23 protein-coding genes and 1 pseudogene are annotated in these 18,459 nt (G+C 62.6%); 11 read left to right on the top strand and 13 right to left on the bottom strand.

Annotation, left to right across the window (positions count from 1 at the left end; genetic code table 11):
- The first annotated feature begins 91 nt into the window (after positions 1–91).
- The 3 genes from ACR3FE_RS06570 to ACR3FE_RS06560 all read left to right on the top strand — a co-directional run bounded on the left by ACR3FE_RS06570 (position 92) and on the right by ACR3FE_RS06560 (position 1,896).
- Positions 92–331 (top strand): hypothetical protein, encoded by a 240-nt coding sequence (locus ACR3FE_RS06570; protein WP_458206282.1) that lies wholly within the window; start codon positions 92–94, stop codon positions 329–331.
- Complete coding sequence (locus ACR3FE_RS06565; RefSeq protein ID WP_458206281.1) at positions 328–1,170, top strand: beta-keto acid cleavage family enzyme; 843 nt, start codon at positions 328–330, stop codon at positions 1,168–1,170. The genes ACR3FE_RS06570 and ACR3FE_RS06565 overlap by 4 nt, the downstream gene beginning before the upstream one ends.
- Before the next feature lie 69 nt (positions 1,171–1,239).
- Positions 1,240–1,896, top strand: coding sequence for a precorrin-2 dehydrogenase/sirohydrochlorin ferrochelatase family protein (locus ACR3FE_RS06560; protein ID WP_458206280.1), 657 nt, complete (start codon positions 1,240–1,242; stop codon positions 1,894–1,896).
- A 14-nt stretch (positions 1,897–1,910) separates the two neighbouring features.
- On the opposite strand, the gene ACR3FE_RS06555 is transcribed toward ACR3FE_RS06560, so the two are convergent.
- From ACR3FE_RS06555 to ACR3FE_RS06530, 6 genes and pseudogenes are all read right to left on the bottom strand, one after another.
- The gene (locus tag ACR3FE_RS06555; RefSeq protein ID WP_458206279.1) at positions 1,911–2,207 is read right to left on the bottom strand and encodes a ferredoxin; all 297 of its coding nucleotides are present in this window, start codon (positions 2,205–2,207) and stop codon (positions 1,911–1,913) included.
- Positions 2,204–3,247 (bottom strand): anthranilate phosphoribosyltransferase, encoded by a 1,044-nt coding sequence (locus tag ACR3FE_RS06550; RefSeq protein ID WP_458206278.1) that lies wholly within the window; start codon positions 3,245–3,247, stop codon positions 2,204–2,206. Before ACR3FE_RS06550 ends, ACR3FE_RS06555 begins: the two co-directional genes overlap by 4 nt.
- A complete protein-coding gene (gene cobA / locus ACR3FE_RS06545) occupies positions 3,247–4,074 on the bottom strand; it encodes a uroporphyrinogen-III C-methyltransferase (protein ID WP_458206277.1) in 828 nt (275 codons plus the stop codon). Before cobA ends, ACR3FE_RS06550 begins: the two co-directional genes overlap by 1 nt.
- 4 nt (positions 4,075–4,078) lie before the next feature.
- On the bottom strand, positions 4,079–4,954 hold the full coding sequence (locus ACR3FE_RS06540) for a DR2241 family protein (RefSeq protein WP_458206729.1): 876 nt from the start codon (positions 4,952–4,954) through the stop codon (positions 4,079–4,081).
- A gap of 6 nt (positions 4,955–4,960) precedes the next feature.
- Positions 4,961–5,968 (bottom strand): annotated as a pseudogene (locus tag ACR3FE_RS06535) (CbiX/SirB N-terminal domain-containing protein); the annotation flags it as partial.
- Positions 5,965–6,135, bottom strand: a complete 171-nt coding sequence (locus ACR3FE_RS06530) for a hypothetical protein (protein WP_458206276.1) — start codon at positions 6,133–6,135, stop codon at positions 5,965–5,967. The pseudogene ACR3FE_RS06535 and the gene ACR3FE_RS06530, both read right to left, overlap by 4 nt.
- 319 nt (positions 6,136–6,454) lie before the next feature.
- Between ACR3FE_RS06530 and ACR3FE_RS06525 the strand changes: the two genes are divergently transcribed.
- From ACR3FE_RS06525 to ACR3FE_RS06510, 4 genes are all read left to right on the top strand, one after another.
- Positions 6,455–6,775 (top strand): DUF8134 family protein, encoded by a 321-nt coding sequence (locus ACR3FE_RS06525; RefSeq protein WP_458206275.1) that lies wholly within the window; start codon positions 6,455–6,457, stop codon positions 6,773–6,775.
- A gap of 126 nt (positions 6,776–6,901) precedes the next feature.
- Positions 6,902–8,716, top strand: coding sequence for a nitrite/sulfite reductase (locus ACR3FE_RS06520; RefSeq protein ID WP_458206274.1), 1,815 nt, complete (start codon positions 6,902–6,904; stop codon positions 8,714–8,716).
- Between the two features lies 1 nt (position 8,717).
- A complete protein-coding gene (locus ACR3FE_RS06515) occupies positions 8,718–8,999 on the top strand; it encodes a DUF6360 family protein (RefSeq protein ID WP_458206728.1) in 282 nt (93 codons plus the stop codon).
- Positions 9,000–9,201: 202 nt separating this feature from the next.
- Entirely contained in the window at positions 9,202–9,555 is a 354-nt protein-coding gene (locus ACR3FE_RS06510) for a hypothetical protein (RefSeq protein WP_458206273.1), read from the top strand.
- A 52-nt stretch (positions 9,556–9,607) separates the two neighbouring features.
- Here ACR3FE_RS06510 and ACR3FE_RS06505 read toward each other — a convergent pair whose 3' ends face one another.
- On the bottom strand, positions 9,608–9,829 hold the full coding sequence (locus ACR3FE_RS06505) for a hypothetical protein (RefSeq protein ID WP_458206272.1): 222 nt from the start codon (positions 9,827–9,829) through the stop codon (positions 9,608–9,610).
- 129 nt (positions 9,830–9,958) lie between these two features.
- Here ACR3FE_RS06505 and ACR3FE_RS06500 point away from each other — a divergent pair, with 129 nt between their 5' ends.
- Positions 9,959–10,315 carry a hypothetical protein gene (locus ACR3FE_RS06500; RefSeq protein ID WP_458206271.1) on the top strand — a complete coding sequence of 119 codons (357 nt, stop codon included), beginning with the start codon at positions 9,959–9,961 and terminating at the stop codon, positions 10,313–10,315.
- Between the two features lie 32 nt (positions 10,316–10,347).
- On the opposite strand, the gene ACR3FE_RS06495 is transcribed toward ACR3FE_RS06500, so the two are convergent.
- The 6 genes from ACR3FE_RS06495 to hisC all read right to left on the bottom strand — a co-directional run bounded on the left by ACR3FE_RS06495 (position 10,348) and on the right by hisC (position 15,606).
- Entirely contained in the window at positions 10,348–11,460 is a 1,113-nt protein-coding gene (locus tag ACR3FE_RS06495) for an NAD(P)/FAD-dependent oxidoreductase (RefSeq protein ID WP_458206270.1), read from the bottom strand.
- 42 nt (positions 11,461–11,502) lie between these two features.
- On the bottom strand, positions 11,503–12,477 hold the full coding sequence (gene mvaD, locus ACR3FE_RS06490; RefSeq protein WP_458206269.1) for a phosphomevalonate decarboxylase MvaD: 975 nt from the start codon (positions 12,475–12,477) through the stop codon (positions 11,503–11,505).
- A gap of 371 nt (positions 12,478–12,848) precedes the next feature.
- Entirely contained in the window at positions 12,849–13,382 is a 534-nt protein-coding gene (locus tag ACR3FE_RS06485) for a multiprotein bridging factor aMBF1 (protein ID WP_458206268.1), read from the bottom strand.
- Between the two features lie 42 nt (positions 13,383–13,424).
- The gene (locus ACR3FE_RS06480) at positions 13,425–14,030 is read right to left on the bottom strand and encodes a CDP-alcohol phosphatidyltransferase family protein (RefSeq protein ID WP_458206267.1); all 606 of its coding nucleotides are present in this window, start codon (positions 14,028–14,030) and stop codon (positions 13,425–13,427) included.
- Complete coding sequence (locus ACR3FE_RS06475) at positions 14,027–14,536, bottom strand: adenylate kinase family protein (protein ID WP_458206266.1); 510 nt, start codon at positions 14,534–14,536, stop codon at positions 14,027–14,029. The genes ACR3FE_RS06480 and ACR3FE_RS06475 overlap by 4 nt, the downstream gene beginning before the upstream one ends.
- On the bottom strand, positions 14,533–15,606 hold the full coding sequence (gene hisC / locus ACR3FE_RS06470; RefSeq protein ID WP_458206265.1) for a histidinol-phosphate transaminase: 1,074 nt from the start codon (positions 15,604–15,606) through the stop codon (positions 14,533–14,535). The genes ACR3FE_RS06475 and hisC overlap by 4 nt, the downstream gene beginning before the upstream one ends.
- A 93-nt stretch (positions 15,607–15,699) precedes the next feature.
- Between hisC and ACR3FE_RS06465 the strand changes: the two genes are divergently transcribed.
- From ACR3FE_RS06465 to ACR3FE_RS06455, 3 genes are all read left to right on the top strand, one after another.
- Positions 15,700–16,254 (top strand): hypothetical protein, encoded by a 555-nt coding sequence (locus tag ACR3FE_RS06465; protein WP_458206264.1) that lies wholly within the window; start codon positions 15,700–15,702, stop codon positions 16,252–16,254.
- Positions 16,255–16,410: 156 nt separating this feature from the next.
- Positions 16,411–17,364, top strand: a complete 954-nt coding sequence (locus ACR3FE_RS06460; RefSeq protein WP_458206263.1) for a TIGR03557 family F420-dependent LLM class oxidoreductase — start codon at positions 16,411–16,413, stop codon at positions 17,362–17,364.
- A 71-nt stretch (positions 17,365–17,435) separates the two neighbouring features.
- Positions 17,436–18,407: a carbohydrate kinase family protein gene (locus ACR3FE_RS06455; RefSeq protein WP_458206262.1), complete on the top strand. Its 972-nt coding sequence runs from the start codon at positions 17,436–17,438 to the stop codon at positions 18,405–18,407.
- Positions 18,408–18,459: the final 52 nt, after the last annotated feature.

The raw sequence follows: 18,459 nt of genomic DNA, 5'->3' as shown, positions 1-18,459 counted from the left end.
CACGGGTCAGATGGATTCGAATGACTCGTGGGTTACCACCTGACGAGCGTGTTAGCCAATCGTTATGCCGATTGTCACCATCGAACATAGCATGGTGTGTCCGTATCTCGAATACAGCGACGAAGGTACCGAAACGACGTTCGACGAGCCACGGGCCTTCTGTACCGTCATCGATGAGTTCGTCCAGCCGATGCGGGCGGACATCTGCAACGATCGGTACGATTTGAACCACGACCGCCACTGCGAGATATACCGCGACCACGACACGACAAAAGATCACACAACAGCGAACGACCGGGCCGCACCGAACGTCGAGGATGACGACGGATGAGCTACGAGACGTATCTGGCAGGAGAGCCGGTCATCGTCACGGCGGCGCTGACCGGCGGCGTCCACGGGAAAGAAGCCAACCCGAACATGCCGGAGACGCCGAAGGAGATCGGGCGTGCCGCCGCCGCAGTAGAGGAAGCAGGTGCCGCCATCGTTCATCTGCACGCCCGCGAGCCGAACGGCGAACGATCGTTTGCAACCGAGCGATTTCAGGCGATAGACGACGCCGTCAGAACACACGCGGACGACGTCATCATCCAGCACTCGACGGGCGGGACGGCCGCCCCAATCGAAGACCGTCATCTCCCGCTTCGAACCGACCCCACGCCGGAGATGGCGTCGCTCGACATGGGACCGCTGAACCGATACGACCATCTGACGAGCGAGAACACGCGATCGATGGTCGACGGACTCTACGACGAGATGGTAGAGCGCGGTATCAAACCGGAACTGGAGATGTTCAACGACGGCCATCGGAACGAGGTGTACGGCCTCCTGGAACGCCGCAACTTAGACGACCCTGTGTACGCGACCCTCATCTTCGGGCCGGGTACGCTCACCCGACCGCACCCAAAGAATTTCCTGAACGCCATCGACGACCTGCCCGATGGCGCGCTGTTCAACACGCTCGGATTTGGAAAGCACCAGCTACCGTTCGCAACGATGGGTATCCTGTTCGGCGGGCACGTCCGAGTAGGGTTGGAAGATAACGTCTACTACCGCCGGGGTGAACTCGCCGAGAGTAGTGCCCAGCTCGTCGCGCGCGTCGTGCGTGTCGCAGATGAACTGGGCCGTGAGGTCGCGTCACCCGCACAGGCACGGGAGATTCTCGGACTCTGATTCGCATCGTACTCTACGATCCTCACAGACCGCGTTATTCAAGCAATCTGACCCTCACTTTCTACTCGAATGCTTCCCCTGTTCCACGATCTCTCCGGCGAGACGGTGCTGGTATTCGGTGGAGGACGTGTCGGTCTCCGGAAGGCTCGCTACTTCGCGCGGGAGGCGGAAGTCGTCGTCATCGGTCGGGAGTTCGCCGACCGAAACGTCACATTCCCGTTCGACGCGGTCGAAGTACACCTCCACCCGGACGACGTTTCGGCGTGGTTCGACCGCGCCGCCCCCGCACTCGTCGTCGCCGCGACCGACGATAGCACACTCAACGACGCTATCGAAACCGAAGCACGAGAGCGAAGTATACTGGTCAACCGTGCCGACCAACACGGCGACCGCGAGGCCGGGAGCGTCGTCGTCCCGGCGACGATTCGAGACGGAGGCGTCGTCACCGCAGTCGCAACCGGTGGCCGAAGCCCCGCCCTGAGCAAGTACCTGCGACAGCGAATCGAACCGCTTCTCGATGGCGCGGACGCGATGGCAGACCTGACAGCCGACGTCCGAGAAGAGTTGAAAAGCGAAGAAGTATCAGCCGAAGATCGACGCAAAGCGATTCGAGCAGTCGTCGAGTCGGACGCCGTCTGGAACGCGCTTGCGGCCGGAGACGATGGCCGAAAGGAAGCGAACGCCGCGATGGAAGACGCTCTCGACCATTCACCTATCCGAGACTGAGGCTTCCGCAACCATCACTCGATACTGAGCGTTCCGTCACCACCTGGGTTCGGTGCGATCTCCTCCCCCGTCCGGCGGTCGATAACGTGGATGACGCCAGCGTCCTTCTTCGCGGGGCAGACCTCCGCAGCACGGACGTTCTCGGGGAGTTCGTCGTCAGAGAAAAAGTACTCCTTCGGTGTTCCGAGGCCGGTCGAGAAATCCATCTCCCAGTTGGCGGCGACCTCGGCACATTTGCCAGCGCCGAAACAGCGTGCTCCTTCGAAGACGATCTTGTACGGCTTCTCCGAAATCGGTGGGGTGTTCGTCACGGTTCGAACCCCCGCAGTGCGTCGAGTGTTTCGGCTGCGCCTCCGTCAACGATGGTCTTCCGAGCGATCAGAAGCCCTTCATCGAGTGACTCGGCGTCACCGCCGGCGTAGATCCGGAACGCGGCGTTGAGCGCGACTGCGTCGGCGAAGCCTCCCTCGCGCTCGCCGGACAGTACGGATTCCGTGATCTTTGCGGAATCGGTGGCTACGTCACCGACTTCCAGATCGTCGCGCTCGAAATCCATCCCGTAGTTCGCCGTCTCGATCTCGTAATCGTCCAGTTCACCCGACTCCTCGTTCCATTCGGCGACCTTGGTGTACCCCGGTCGGATGTCGTCGTAACCCTCCAATCCCTGGAACAGGATGGCTCGCCCGACGTTCGACGTTCGACTCTCTCGCAAGGTATCGACGATACGTTTCGCAAACGAGAGGTGATAGAAGCTTCCGAGATGAACACCTGCGTCGCCGGGATTCGCTAGCGTCTCGATCGTGTTCACGAACGTTCTGACGCCGACCGCAGTTCGGCGGTCGCGAAGGGCATCGACGTTCGGATTGAACCGCGACTGGTCGTAGAAGCCGAAGCCGACCGAATCGACCATCTCAGCGCTCGCTTCCGGGTCGAGATCGGTTTCGACACCGAGTTCGGCCAGTACGTGGCGATAGGCACAGCCCTCCGAAACCGGTACACGGTCACCGCTGTGGACGACGACGGGCGTTCCCGAAGCGGCCGCCACGACCCCCGCTGCCACGCCGAGAAGTGCCGTCTCGTCCTTGCCGTCGTAGTTCGCACCGCAATCGACCGGATCGGCATCGGGGCGAGCCACCGCGACCGAACTGTCGCGCATCGCGTCGAGGAATCCCGCCAGTTCCTCGGGCGTGTTGCGTTTCCAACGGTTCGCCACCCAAAATCCGCCGAGTGTCGTGGGGTCGGCATCGCTCGCAAGGACGCGTGCGAACGCCTCGTAGGCCTGTTCGTAGCTCATGTCCTCGGCCGATTTCGGCCCGGAACCGACCTGCGACATCAGCTCTCGAAGCGACATCATTCGACCCCCCTGTCGGAGACTGCCGTTTCCGTCGCAGGAGAGAGGCCCACCGATGGCGCGCCTTGCAGGAACTCGGCGACACGGTCACGGACGGCTACCACGTCACCGATGACTGTCACGGCGGGCGGTTCGATGCCGACTTCGTCCCGGCGCTCGACGATGGTATCGAGTGTTCCCGTGACGGTGAACTCCGCATCTCGGGTCGCTTTTTCGACCATGGCGACCGGCATCTCCTCGGGAACACCGCCTGCTCGCAAGGCAGCGACGTTGTCGGGAAGTCGGCCGACTCCCATCAGTATCACGAGCGTCCCGCCTGCTCGCACGTTCGCGGCCAGCGCGTCCCAGTCGAGCGCACTCTCCGCTTTCGTCGGGTCTTCGTGACCCGTGACGACGGTGACGCTGGACGCGTGCTCGCGGTGCGTGACCGGGATACCGGCGACTGCTGGCCCGGCGACCGCACTCGTGATTCCGGGGACGACCTCGAAGTCGATGCCCGCGGCGGCGAGGTGCTCTGCTTCCTCGCCGCCGCGACCGAACACCGTCGGGTCACCGCCTTTCAGACGAACTACGTCCTTGCCTTCCCGTGCTTTGCGAACCAGCAGGCGATTGATCTCCTCCTGCGTGGTGCGCTCTCCGTTCGGGCCGGGACGCTTGCCGACCGAGATGACCTCGGCCGTCTCCGAGCAGGAGCCGACGATTCGGTCGTCGGCCAGCCTGTCGTGAAGGACAGCGTCCGCCTCGTCCAGTAATTTGCGTGCCTTTACCGTCAGCAGTTCCGGATCGCCCGGCCCTGCGCCAACCAGATAGACTGTTCCAGTGTGCATCGAATCACCGCTCGTCTGCGAGTCGCTTCGCCCGACGGTACCGCGATCGATAGCGGTTCGCGGGGTCACTCACCTCGCCATCACGGACGGTTCGCCCGTCGGTGACGGCGTCTCCGCGCTTCGATTCATCCCTCTGTTCGACTTTCAGAAACTCACGGCACGCCGAGACGAACAGCGAACACGGTTCTCGGCATGGGAATACGCCATCGCCGCGCGGAACGTCGAGTTCGTCGTCCTCGGTCGCGTCCCACTCGCGGCGCTTGCAACACTGCGAATCCACACAACAGGCTTCAGTAGCGTATTCGAGCACCTCTCGGTCGAGTTCCTCGACCTCGGCGTAGATGCCGGTCTGGCGTGCTGCCGTCTCGTCGAAATGTGTCACGTCGAGGTGGCTTTCGCGCTCTCGATGCCAGTTGGCGACCGTCGCCGGGTAGACGTACTCGACCATCCGATAGAGGTCGTCGCCATCCTGCGTCTCGAACGACCAGCCGGATGGCAACGTCGGCGCACTCTTCAGCGGCCTGTACGTGCCATCGTCTGTGAACCGCGACAGGTCACGTATCGCGGTCGGGTCATCGTAGGTCGCGAGGTCTGCGTCGGTCGTGGTGTCGGCACCGGCATCGTCCGCCACTCGGCCCCCGACGGCCTCGTGGTCGTCTACGTGGCGAGCCTCGTACCGGCGTTCGTATTCATCGCCCTCTTCGGAAAGCGAGACGGAGAGCACGAGTTGCCCCCACGTCCGGGTGACGCCGGTTCGGAATCTTCCGTCGGTTTCGGCTCCAGTTTCGACGAGCGCATCGTAGCGTTCCGGAACTGGCTGATCTGCGTGCTCCAACCAGCGCAGGAACGCCCGGCGATGGGTGCCGTACCCCCGGACGATGCGGTTCCAGTAGTACCAATTCGAGATGTATCGTGGGTGGTCACGGGCGACCGAGCGGAACTCCGATCCGGTGAGACCGTCGCGTCTCGTCTTCGGCGTCTCGATCGAAAACTCGTCGTCGGTGCGAGCGACTCGGAGCCCGTCGAGATCGACGCCATCGGTCGCTGCCTGCGCGAGTTCGTCGATTTCGTCGGGCTTCGAATCGCGGAATCGATCGTTCGTCTTCGAAATCGATCTTTTCGTCTCTATCGCTGCACCGACATCCATCGCTCGTTCGAGAACCACGTCGGCGACCAGCGGTTCCGTTCCCACGGCACCCGAGTACCAGACCGTCCGTCCCGCCACGTCGGCAGGCACGTCGTAGCCTGCGCTCGCGTCGTCGGTCAGTCCGATGTCCTCCGGGATGTCCTCCTGTGTGTGGTAGCCGTCGGCGACGAACAGGGGAACGACGACGATTTCGTCGCGCTCGAAGTGGCTGGTGAGGTCGTCGATCCGGGGTTCTTCGTCCATGAACAGTGCTCGAACCTCCCCGAATCGGTCTCGCCTGCGGATACGTTCTGCGTGCGTTCGTGTCGCTCGAGCGCTAATCTCGTTGCGCTCCGTGCCATGGCCTACGATGGCGAGACCGGTTTCCGACCCGACATCGCCACCGGTCACGCGCTCGGCTCGTCGAACGACGACCTCGGTCATCGCCTCGTGTGTCCCAACGGGGTCGGTGTAAGTCACCGATTTCTCTTCGTCGAGGCTCCAGCCGTCGGCGATTCGAAGTTCGCGGGGGATCACCTGCTCGGTGAAATACCCCTCGCTGGTGAACAGCGGGACGACGTACACATCGTCGCTCTCGACGGTTCGAAGCACTTCGCGTGGCGACGGCTCTTCCTTCCAGAACGCCTCGTGGACCCCCGAGAAGACGTTTCGAGAGCGGAGTTCGTCAGCGTGATCGTAGAGCGGTTGGGCCGACTGGGAGTCGAGATGCGAGCCATGGCCGACCAACACGAGCGCCGCGCGGGTCATTCTTCTCGGACGTCGTCGGCTCCCCGGCGCTCCGAGAGATGTTCCCAGATCTCGGTGCAGCCGCTCCCGTCTGGCACCTCGTTCAGATGGTCGTCTTCCGCGGAGTCGTCCGTCGAATGGTCGTCTTCCGAGTGATCGTTCGCCCGGTAGTCCTCCAGCTCAGCCATTCGTCGTCACCTCTCGGTTCACCGGTTCGACGACCGAGTAATCGTCCAGATACCAGCGTTCGTCTGCGTTGCGTCGTGTCATCACCCCACGGTTTACTGTACGACTCCTAAACGGTGCGTCTTGGCGTAATTCCGGCCGATGCTCCCACGTTTCGGTAAGATTCGTGGGTTTCTCTGACGGGCGTGAAACCGGAACTTCTCGCGTGTACGTCGAGAGGGAGACGGTGGCGGTCGTTTCGCGGGTCGTGACGTGTCATACGATGCGGCGGCAGTTGCGCCTGCCGACGCGCTGAGGGTGTGGGGAGCCCGAGATGGTGGTATGACCACCGCGATTCGCACGCTGGACGAGGGTGCGTGGGTGAACGTAAACGACACCAGAACCGTCGGCGTCAGTGACATCTGGAAGCTCGCTCGTCACGACATCTGCGACTGCGACGTCGCATTCTTCCTCGTCGAGGTGTTCATCGACGTTGGCGTCGATGGGCGATGGGTCGAGGCGCGCGCTGCTGGCCAGTGTATCGGCTGTGGTGAGCGCGGGACGACAGGGTGGCTCCGGGTCGGGCACGTCGATGACGACGAGTTTCGCTCGATCGCCGTCGAGACGGTTCACCGGCCGGGAGGAGTAATGACCGACGCATGAATTGCCACCGACGTCCGTCGATTTCGCCGCCTCGTAGCTACCCGTGATACTTGCCGACATTCCCGACCCCCGGCGGGGATTGACGGGGAGAACGGGGGTTTACGGGTGGGTTCTGTACGATGAGCCATGCCGACCGATGTCGAGAAGTGGAAAGACGAGGTCTACGGAAAAGAGATACGCGAGCATATCCTTCGATTTGCGGATGAAGGATGGGACTCGATTCCCGACGACGAACACGATGCGTGGTTCGAGCGGTTCAAATGGTGGGGATTGTACCACCAGCGCGACGGCCAAGAGAGCTACTTCATGATGCGAATCGGGCCGCCGAGTGGCGTGCTCGAACCCGGCCAACTCCGGGTCATCGGGGAGATCGCACGCGACTACGCGACCGGGCCAGCCGCGAACCCCGAATTCGGCAACGGCTTCGCCGACGTGACGACGCGGCAGGCGGTTCAGCTTCACTGGATCAACGTCGAAGACGTCCCCGAGATCTGGGACCGATTGGAGAATGCGGGCCTCTCGACGATGCAAGCCTGTGGCGACTCGTGGCGCAACATCGTCGGTTGTCCGGTCGCCGGAAAGGACGAGCGAGAGTTCGTAGACGCGCTTCCGGTGGTCGAAGATCTGGAAGAGAATATGAAGGGCAATCCCGACTACGCGAACCTTCCGAGGAAGTGGAAGGTGTCGGTCACGGGCTGCCGCGAAGGCTGTGGACAGGGCGACATCAACGACATCGGCATCGAACCCGCCGAGAAGGAGGTCGATAGGGAGACCGTCCGTGGATTCAATATCCGCGTCGGTGGTGGACTGGCCGGACGCGAACCCCGCTTCGCCCGTAATATCGACGTGTTCGCCGAACCGGACGAGGTCACGCCCATCCTTGGCGGACTTACGGGCCTGTTCCGCGACTACGGCAACCGCGACAATCGGCGCCGCGCCCGTATCAAGTTCCTCGTAGACGAATGGGGGCCGGAGAAGATTCGGCGCGTCCTCCAGGAGGAGTACGTCGAGTTCGAGTTGAAGACGGCAGGCAACGACCTCCGCGAGGAGTACTCGTACAACGCTGGCGTCCCTGACGACCACGGCCACGCCGACCACGTCGGCGTCCACGAACAGCCCGACGGAAACTACTACGTCGGACTGAACGTCCTCGTCGGACGCGTCGGCGCGGAGGATATGATAAAATTGGCAGACATCGCCGACAGATACGGCTCCGGCGAGGCTCGCCTGACGCAACGCCAGAACATCATCCTGACCGACGTTCCGGAAGCGAATCTCGACGCGATGCTGGACGAGCCACTGCTCGACCGGTACAGCCCCGACCCGCATCCCTTCCAGCGCGGGTCGATCGCCTGCACCGGAACCGAGTTCTGTTCGCTCTCCATCGTTGAGACGAAGAACCGGCAGGTGCGCCTCTCGCGCTGGCTGCGGGAGAATGTCGACCTTCCGGAGGACGTCGAGAACTTCCACATCCACCTCTCGGGCTGTACCGCCTCCTGTGCACAGCCCCAGATCGCCGACATCAGCCTCCGGGGGATGAAGACGCGCAAGGACGGTGAACCGGTCGAAGCCCTCGACATCGGTCTCGGCGGCGGTCTCGGCGAGGATCCCAGCTTCGCGTCGTGGGTTCGAGAGCGTATCGCCGCGGACGAGGTGCCCGGCGCGATACGGAATCTCATCGCGGCGTTCGAAGAAAACCGCGAGGAACGCGAGCGAGACGGCGAAGTCGTCGAGCGAGAGACGTTCCGCGAGTTCGTGCAGGCCCACGACGAGGAGGCGCTGGCCGAGTTCTTGGAACCCGAGGAGACCTCCTACGACGACCCGTACATGCACAACACGAAGAAGACGTGGTATCCCTACGCCGAGGACGACGCGATGGACGCAAGCCCGGCTCCGAATAGTCCGGACGGCTCGAACGACGCGGTCGCTGGTGACGACTGAGATGGCAGACCGCGTGCTCTCGGTCACCGCCTCCACCACCTTCGATCTCGTGGATGCCGTCGTGGAGGGCCACGGCTGGACAGAGGAGGCCGTCGGGATTCTGAACGTCACGACCCCGAAGGGCGAGGAGGCGCCAGAGGAAGTGCTGTTACAACTGGAGTTGGACAACACCGGACTGGAGAATCTACCCGCCCACGCCGAGACGGTGTCGCTGTCGCCAGCACAGGCGCGGGAGTTGGCTGGTGAGTTGGAACGGTACGCAGAGTCTGCAGAGGAAGCGTAACCGCGGGTCGGCAGAAAACCGAGGGTTTGCGGCATCTTTCGAGTAAGCAGTCGTTTCGAAGCACACGTTGCCGTAACGTCTATCGTGGTTCCAGGACGGATTCGCACCGCGATAAAGCTCTCGTGGAACAGTCCGTAACGGTTCGTTTAATGCCCGTTTAACTTTAGCCACCGACACCATCCCGAATATCGGGGACGATACTATGCCCCAACCACAAAATGGCGGAGACGACCGCAACGACAGCAGTCAGCAACGGTCACGAGAAACTGCTGGACAGGGCGGTGCGAATCAGCCGCGAGAGCAGTCGAGACGTGGTCGTGAGAAGACGAGCATGTCGGATCGGCTCGCCAAGACCGGTCTTCTGTCCGGATTGGCGATCGTCGGCTTCGTGTTGTTGCTGTTCGCGCTCGGCCAAGCCGTCGGTTTCGACCTGCTGGGACTGGTCGCTGACGTGGTCAGCTCCCAGACGGGGCGTTGGCTCGTCGTCGCGCTCTTCGCCCTGCTCCTCATCGGAGTTGCGGAGCGGGGACTCCGTGGATCGTTCAACGACATCTAACGCTCCCCGACTCGATTTTGTTACGGTGTGAAGTCTGGCACGCAGTATCTATTCAATCCATCCTGATATTGCTCGTCGCACAGGCGCAGGTCTCGACCGGATCGAGAACGTCGTCGATGGGCATCGCTTCGCCACAATCTGTACAAAGGATATGTGTACCGGAGCGCCGCTGCTTCTCTCGGTAGTATTCGAGCGCACGTCTGCCGATTACCGCCGCAGTTCCGACGCCGACTGCGCTCATCAGGATGGTGTCAAATTTGCTCGCGCGTGCCATGCTGGCTCAAGGTTTGGCCAGTGCCTTAAAGCTAATGCTGCAATTATCCAGAATAAGTCTTGTGGCGTTCTCTCGGTTCCGCGACGCAAGCGGTTCTTATAAACATCAGTTCGACGTAGAACTGTTCGTATGATTTCCCTCACGGGTTCAGTTGTCGGGTTCGTCGTGAACCTCCTTATCGGCGCGCTCGGCATCTACATCGGTGCAAGGGTCGTAACGGGAACCGACGACTACGGATACGCGCTCATCACGGCCATCGTCGGGTCGATAATCGGGGTCATCGTCGCGTTCATCTTCGGCTGGTTATTCGGGTGGATCGTCGTACTCGTCGCGTGGATATGGGTCATCAACTGGCGCTATCCCGGTGGGTGGGGCAACGCCATCGGTATCGGCCTCATCGCGTGGCTCTCGGTCGTCGGTATCACGTACGTCCTGGTGACCCTCGAAATCCTCACGTCCAAGATGCTCGGCATCCCCGGCATCTAACCGGAACTGCGGGTATCTAACCGCACAGCGTTCTAATCGCCTAGCTCTTCTCCGATCAGATCGACCGCGTTCCGAACAGCCCCGACCGAGGAGAGATATCCCGCGCCGACGGTCGTTTTCAGTGCCTTGGCGGCGGTGCCGGTCACCACCGTCGGCCCGATCTGTGCGACCGCACCGTCACCGACCGAGACGAGCCAGCCCGGCGAATCGAAGGTGAACTGCTGGAGTCGTGGGTCGAACACGTCGTCGCCGCCATCGACGAGCCGAGCGATGTTTTTGGCGACGACTCGTGCCTCGCGCACGGCGGCTTGCGCGCTCGCAGGAACCGGTTCGCCGTCGCCGTCCACGACCTGTGCGGCGTCGCCGACGACGAAGGTTCCGTCGCCGAGTCGAAGCGTGCTATCGACGCGGGCGCGGTCGCCACCCAGAGCGTCCGGGCCGCGAATCCCTCCCGTCCAGACGAACTGGTCGTAGGTAAGTTCGGTTCCATCTATCAGGACGATCTCGTCCTCGTCTGCGTGCTCGACCGCAGTTCCGGTTCGAACGTCGACGTCGCGCGCTTCGAGTTCGCTCCGAATCGCCTGCTGGAAGTTCGCCGGGAACGATGGTGCCACCTCACCGAACTGCTCCAGCAGAACGATCTCCGTGTCGAACGATTCTTCGCGGGCGAACGCCGCGAGTTCGCCCGCGATCTGGACACCCGACAGTCCCGCACCGCCGACCACGACGCGTCCGCCCTCGTTCGTCAGGAAGTCGTCCCGAATCTCGTGGGCGTGGTCGAGTCGCTTCAGGGGTGTCGCGTGCTCCTCGATACCCGGCAAATCGTAGAAGGCGGTCTCCGCACCGAGACAGATGCCAGCGTAGTCGTACGCCAGTTCCCCGTCGTCGAGGACGACGCGGTTCGCGTCGGGGTCGACCGATTCGACACGGGACGTCCGTATCTCGCAGTCGAGCACGTCTTCGAGTGGGATCAGGATATCGTCGGCGAGGGAGGGTCTACGGACGACGCGGTGGAGTTCGTGCTGGACGAGATGGTCGCCCGTCTGTTCGACCACGACGAGGTCTATGTCGTCAGGGAGGGAACGTTCGAGTTTTCGGGCCAGCGTAAGACCGGCGTAGCCCGCGCCGAGGACAGCGACTTTCATGAAGGGAGGGTAGGAAGAGGGAGCCTAAAGGCGTGTTCCCCGCTAGAACAGGGAGTCGCTCTCTGGTAGCAGTTCGGCAGGGCCGCCGACCTTCCAGCTCATCGTCTCGACACCGCACTCGGCGACGATTTCTTCGACGTACTCTACGTGGTCGGCGGTCGTGTTGACGTACACACTCGCACCCGTGTCGGTGGAGAAGTAGACGGGGATGTCCTCTTTCTCGCGGAGTCGGCGAACCGCGTTGAAGATCGCCAGCGTTTCGGGTTTCCAGTACACCCACCCCGCCGGGCCGGTCATGGTCGTCGCCGCGAGCGAGAGCGAATCGTGTTCCGCGGTCTCGAAGATGCGGTCGAAGTCCCCGGCGCGAAGCGCGTCACGCATCTCGACGAGTTGGTCGTGGATGTGCGCGAGTCGAGCTTCGAACATGTGGCTGTCCGCGGCCTCGCGGTGGGCCTCCTCGGTCTCTTTGTACGCGGGGACGAGTCCGGCGACGATCCGTACGTCGTCTTCGATGGGCGATTCGAGTCGCTCCGAGCGACAGTCGTGGTCGTTCAGTCCTGCGTGCAGGTCGGAGAAGCCACCCGTCACGGCCCGTGCCGCCGAGGAGGAACCGAGGCGCGCGATGGTCGAGATTTCGGGATGAGTCAGGTCGAGCCCTGCCGCTTCTACAGCGGCCATCGCCGCCGCGGCGAAGCCGGACGACGACGAGCCGAGGCCGACGTTCGAGGGGAAGCTGTTCTCGCTCTCGAACCGGACGCGGGTGTCGATCTCGGCGAGTTCGCGCACGCGCGAGACGACTGTACTGACGCGGTCTGCCTTGCGGCCCGACAGCTCCTCACCGTCCACGACGAACACGTCGCTGTCCAACGACTCGTCGAACTCGACGGTCGTCTTTGTGTGGCTCGGGGCGGTACAGACGCTGATGCTGTCGTGGTAAGGGAATCTGCGTTCCGTATCGCGCATCCCGTGGTACTTGACGAGCCCCTGGATGGGGTGAGCTTTCGCGGTCGCTTTCATACGTCGATGGGTGCGTGATGGGCGTTTAAACGCTGTGGAATCCCGCCCGTGGCGAAGATATAGTGATGAAAACGCTGGAAAACGATTGGTATTTGGAGCTACTTCTCTTGTCGCTCCACTCCCGCGAATCACTGGAATCGAAGGCGAAGCAGAGTTACGAACTGACGCTTGAGCAAAGTCACGTCGTCGGTATTCTCGATGGTTGCCACTGGCGCGACGTAGCCTTAACGTTAGTAGTATCCTCGCATCCACCCGAATCAGCCATCTCGATAACTTCCGGCACACGCTACGCCAGATTTCACTCACGAACTGCGAAAACGGAGCGATTCGGTTCAGAACCGTTCTCGAAATCGCCCTCTCGACCCTGTTTCTCAGTCTTTGCGCTTGACGACGTCACCGAGGGTGGTGCCCCCGGTCGAACTGCCGCCGCTCCACTCCTCGTCGTCGGCTCCCGCACTTCCGGCGGTGAGACTGATGCTGAGCTTTCGCTCCAGTTTCTTCTGGACGCTGTCGCTCGGCAGGATGTCGCCGTGTTCGAGCTTGCGGATCAGGCTCGCCTTCTCGTTGAGTTCTTTGGCGAGGTCTTCCTGACTCAGTCCTTCCGCTTCGCGTGCGTTGCGAATCCGGTCGTCGTAATCCGGCGCAATCTCTTCCATGTCGTCGAACATGTCCGAACGCCGTCGGCGCGAACCACCCGACGACCCCGAACTACCGGTGCTGGTGCTCGACCCACCTGAGGACGAAGACGACGAGGTGGAGTATTTCGTCGACGTCGAGGACGACTGTTGGGTTTTGACCTCGGTCCCGAAGCCGACACAGTTGTCACACACGTCCAACTCCGCGCCTTCGACCTTGATCGTCTTCGGAGAGGCCGTTTCTGCACCGCACATCTCACACTGAACCATGTGTTGATGTTTACCGCCTCGACTGATAAATTGCACGCCACGTTATGCCAGTGCGCGCCACGAGTAGTAGAATCGCTGGAGTGCCGTCAGATGGCCGATGACGGCGAACAAACCGAGTAACAGCGTGACCAACGGGTAGCCAGCGACCGAGGTGACGAAGGCAGCGACCGCGCTGACCACGCCGATGAGCGCCAACCGGTCTGCTCGCCCGAGCAGACCACCGTAGACGCGGTCTAGGCCGACCGCCTGCGCTTGCGTGCCAAGATAAGAGGTCATCAGCACGCCCGTCACAGCCGCCAGTCCGAGCGCGTACTGGCCGAGACCCGCCGCGAGACCGACGATGAGGACGATGTCGGCGTAGCGGTCGAGCACGTGATCCAGCAGGTCACCCGCCGCGGAGTCGGTTCCGAGTTCGCGCGCCAACGCCCCATCGAGCAGGTCGAGCCAGCCGTTCATGAAGACGAGTATCGCACCGACGAGATACCAGCTCGGGGTATCTGCGCCGAGATAGAACGCCCAGCCAGCGCCACCAGCGAGTGCGAAGGCGACGACGCTGACGGCGTCCGGGGTCAGTCCAACCCGCATCGACGCTGAGACGAACGGGCGAAGTGCACGGTTTGCGACGGGGCGAAGTTGGTCGAGCGTCATAGGTACTCCAGATAATCGACAGTTCCAGCGGAAGGCGCGCGCTCCCCCCGGATAACCGCTTCGATGTCCGCCGCGACGGCCTCCGGCGTGCGGTCTGTCGTATCGATCTCGTACACCGAGTCCGTACCGTGTTCCGCGACCGCTTCAGAGAGGATCACGTCGAGGGCTTCGCTTTCGGCGTTTTCTTCCGCCTTCGATTCCGATTCGCCGCGTTCGATCAGTCGTTCTCGCAATCGCTCTGGATGACACCGCAGGACGATGACCCTGTCCGCTTCGAAGTGGTGCGCGAGATGTGAATCGAGGAGTAGGTCGTCGCGCTGCTCGGCCAACCACGCTCGAATCGCGTCGAAGTCCGCGAACAGGCTACCGCGTTCGTCGTCCGTCCCCTCGTTCAGCCCTTCTTCTCGAATCACGTCGTTCAGATGGACGACGTCGAGGTCGGAGTCGACCAGTTCGGTCGCCGTCGTCTTCCCGGTTCCGGGTGTCCCGGTGATTGCGACCTTCACTCCGACAACACCTCGTTGAGTTCGCTCACTGCTCGTCGCGTCTCCGATTTCGTCCCGCAGGTGATGCGCACGCAGTCCGGAAGCCCGAAACTCGTACAGTCGCGGAGGATGACGCCGCGTTCCTGGACTGCCGCCGCGACAGCACTCGCGTCACCGACCGCTGCGAGCACGAAGTTCCCGTGGCTCTCCCACGTCGGGGCGTCGAGTTCGTCGTAGATGTACTGACGCGCCCATCGCGCCGTCTCGACCGACCTCTCGACGTGGTCGCTGTCGGAAAGCGCGGCGAGTCCCCCACGACACGCGAGTTCGCTCGCGGCGAAGGGCGTGTTCACGCGAGCGTAGGCGTCCGCCCACTCGTCGGGGACGACCGCGTAGCCGAGGCGAACGCCCGCCAGTCCGTAGGCTTTGGAGAAAGTTCGAAGAACGGCCATATCGTCGCGCTCCGAGAGGAGCGAGATCGCACTCGGTGCGTCGGCATACTCGCCGTAGGCCTCGTCCACGAGCACGAGGGTCTGGTCGTCCGTCTCGTCGGCGATCTTCTGTACCGCATCCAACGAGAATCGTCCGCCGGAGGGGTTGTGGGGGCTAGTGAGATAGACGATTCGCTCCCCGTTATACGCCGAGAGCACGGTATCTGCCGTGAGTGCGAACCCGTCGTCTTTCGAGAGGCGGTACTGGTTCACCTCGCCGTGGTGGTAGCGTGCGCTCATCCCGTAGTAGGCGAAGCCGGGTTTCGGCACGAGGACGGTGTCGCCGGGATCGAGCATGGCCCGTGCAATGTAGTCGAGTGCGCCATCGCCGCCGTTCGCCAGCCAGATCTGCGCCGGTTCGACGTTCCACCGTTCGGCCAGTCGAGCGGTAAGGTCGGTGTGTGACGCTTTCGGATACGAACTCGCGTTCGCTGCCGCCGTCTGGATGGCGTCCACCGCCGCCGGACTCGGGCCGAAAGGGTTCTCGTTCGACGCGAGTTTCACGAGGTCGTCGGGGTCGAATCCGAGCTCCCGAGCGACCTCCTCGATGCCCCGTCCGGCCTGATACGCGACGTGCGCGGAGAGGTCTCGTGGTTCCATATCGGGACGGAGTGACCGACCGCCCTTAAGGATGGCCACCCGAGCCAGCACGCCTAAGGATTCCCGTATCGACCCATTCGTGGGGGTTGTACAATGACACACCATCGACACGACCAGCCGCGTCGCGATGACGAACGCGGATCGCAGATTCAGCGATACGGCGGGCCGAGGGGGAGCGAGCAAGAACGTCGCGGTCGGGAACAGCGACGCCGGGAACGGGAGCGTCAGCAACGACAGCGACGGTACGGACGTCGACGAGTGCAAGGACAGCAACAGCCGGGTTCACAGCAGGGTGGGCAGCACCAAATGGAGCAACGACAGGTCGGCCAACAGCAGGTCGGTCGGCAGGAATCACAGCAACGGAGACGACAGCGACGGGAACAGGAGCGACGACGACAGCAACAGCGTCGCTACGGCCAGCAACGGCGGAGCCAGAAGCAAGGAACCGGTCGGCAGGAAGCCAGCCGACGAGGAACGAGCCAGCAGGACCTGCAACAGTTCGAGCAACAGCAAGGGCAGCGCCGTCGAGAGCAACAGCGGCGTTTCAGAGAAGAGCAACAGCGACGGCAACAGGGACAACAAGGACAGCAGGGGCAACGGCGACAACTTGGACAGCAGAGTCGGCAACGACAGCAAGGACAGCAGTGATAGCAACGACAGCGAGGATGTAACGACAGTTCGGACGGCAGCACCGATAGCGCTGACGCCGTCTCGACCCTGATTTTTCAGCCACAGTGCTCAAGCGGCGAACCGATGTAACTCTTCGAGTATGATCCATCGATTGCCTACCAGCAAGAGGAAACCATGACACGGATCGGCTACACGCTGTCGAGCGAGGAACACGGGCCGAACGAACTGGTCGAACACGCTGCCCGAGCGGAGGAGGCCGGATTCGAGTTCGCGTCCATCTCTGACCACTTCCACCCGTGGGTCAGCCAGCAAGGAAACGCACCGTTCGTCTGGTCGACCCTCGGCGGGGTGGCACAGGCGACCGCCGACCTACCGGTCGGTGTCGGAGTGAACTGCCCCGTCATGCGAATCCACCCGGTCAACGTCGCGCACGCCGCAGCGACCGCCGCGACGATGTTCGAGGGCGATTTCTTCCTCGGCGTTGGCACGGGCGAGCGACTGAACGAACACGTCACCGGGGAACACTGGCCCGAGCATAGCGTTCGCCTCGAAATGCTCGAAGAAGCCATCGAGATCATCCGGAAACTGTGGCAAGGAGGCCAACAGAGCTACTACGGCGACCACTTCACCGTCGAGAACGCTCGGCTCTACACCTTGCCGGAAGAACCACCATCGATCATCGTCTCGGCGTTCGGCGAAAGCGCCGCAGAGGCCGCCGCAGAACTTGGTGACGGATTCTGGAGCGTCGGCCCACAGGACGTTGTCGAGACGTTCGACGAGGCCGGTGGCGAGGGACCACGCTACAGCCAGATGACGGTCTGCTACGCCGAAGACGAAAAGGACGCCATCGACACGGCCTACGAATGGTGGCCGAACACTGCGCTCGCTGGCGAACTCAACTCGCAACTCCCGACCCCGACACACTTCGAGCAGGCCTGTGAGATGGTCTCGCGGGAGGATATCGCCGAGGGGAGCATCGTCACCGACCCCGACCCGGATACACACGTCGAGAACCTGCAGCAGTTCTTCGACGCGGGCTACGACAACGTCTACGTCCATCAGGTCGGCCCGGATCAGGATTCTTTCTTCGACTTCTACGAGAACGAAGTGTTGCCGCAGTTCGAGTAAGCAACTTCGAACAGATGATGGCCCTGCTGACATAGACAAATCCTTTCCCACTGGCCCTCTCACGCGAAACTGTGACCTCCTCATCTACACCGGACGAAACACCTCGAATCCTCGTCTCGGGCGAGACGCTCGTGGACTTCCTGCCCGAGCGTCCCGGCCCACTCTCGGAAGTGCCATCCTTCGAGCGCAGACCGGGTGGTGCACCCGCGAACGTCGCGGTCGCTCTTGCCCGACTGGACGAAACACCGTGGTTCTGGACGCGCATCGCCCGCGACCCCTTCGGCGACTTCCTGGCCGACACGCTCGCCGCCGACCTCCCCGAGCGGTTCGTCGAGCGCGACCCCGACGCGAAGACGACGCTGGCGTTCGTGACCCACGACGAGACTGGCGACCGCGAATTCTCGTTCTATCGAGACGGGACGGCTGATACTCGAATCGAACCGGGAGGCGTACCGGACGACGCACTTACCGAACTGGAGTGGGTCTACGTCGGCGGCGTGATGCTGGCTTCCGACCCGGCTCGCAGGGCCACGTTCGACCTCGTAGAGCGTGCCCGCGAAGCCGATTGTACCGTCGTCTTCGACCCGAACGCCCGCCCGGAACTCTGGCCCGACGGCGGCTTTGCCGAGGCGGTTCACGAGATGCTCGCCCTCGTAGACGTGGTGAAAGCGACCCCTGACGACCTCCAGATGGCCGGTTTCGAGGCCGAGGGAAGAGAAGTTCTTGCAGCCGAGGTCTGCGAGACAGGACCACATACCACTTTGCTCACGCTCGGGGGCGCAGGTGCGTACGCACGCGCGACCGACGATGCTCCGTGGGGTGCCGATACCGCGAGTCACGCTGGCTACGACGTGTCGGTCACGGACACGACGGGTGCAGGAGACGCCTTCACCGCAGGCGCACTCGCATCACTGGCCGACGGAGAACCACTCTCCGAGGTGCTCGCGTTCGCCAACGCTGTAGCTGCCCTGACGACGACTGAGCCAGGTGCCATGACGGCACTGCCAGACCGCGATTCTGTCACGCAGTTTCGAGAATCGTAATTTTACCAGAGTGATTCGCAACGCCACTTTTAAGCCATTTACGAAGAATCCG

This window comes from Haladaptatus rarus (assembly GCF_054177585.1).
Note: the sequence above shows the minus strand (reverse complement) of the source record. Positions and strands in the feature narration are given on the sequence as shown.